The 396-nt window shown below is 72.2% G+C and carries 1 protein-coding gene; it reads left to right on the plus strand.

The genetic code is table 11. The annotated features are described in order from the left end of the window. Nucleotides 1-84 precede the first annotated feature (84 nt). Nucleotides 85-396, plus strand: a 312-nt coding sequence (locus E4T88_RS19050) for a LysR family transcriptional regulator (RefSeq protein ID WP_135107602.1), incomplete at its 3' end; no start/stop codon positions are given.

A 396-nucleotide genomic window follows, 5' to 3' on the forward strand; every position in this document is an offset into this window, starting at 1 on the left:
CCGCCGGGCCGCCGCACTGACCACCGACGATAATTGCGCACTCCCCCAAGAAAAACTTCACCCTCGCCCGCTGGCCGTTCCCCCATGCATCTGCCGCTCAACGCCCTGCGCGCCTTCGAAGTGTCGGCCCGGCACCTGAACCTCACGCGGGCCGCCGAGGAGCTGCACGTCACGCAGACCGCGGTCAGCCAGCACATCCGCAACCTGGAAGACCGCCTGGGCAAGCCGCTCTTTCGCCGGCTGCCGCGCGGACTGGCGCTGACCGACGAAGGGCTGGCGCTGCTGCCGGCGCTGGCGGACGCCTTCGGCCGCATCGAGCGCGCGCTGGCGCAGTGCGGCGACACGCGTCCGCGCGAGGTGCTCACCGTGGGCGCGGTCGGCACCTTCGCTGTGGGC

Source organism: Dysgonomonas mossii (assembly GCF_004569505.1).
Lineage (GTDB): Bacteria > Bacteroidota > Bacteroidia > Bacteroidales > Dysgonomonadaceae > Dysgonomonas.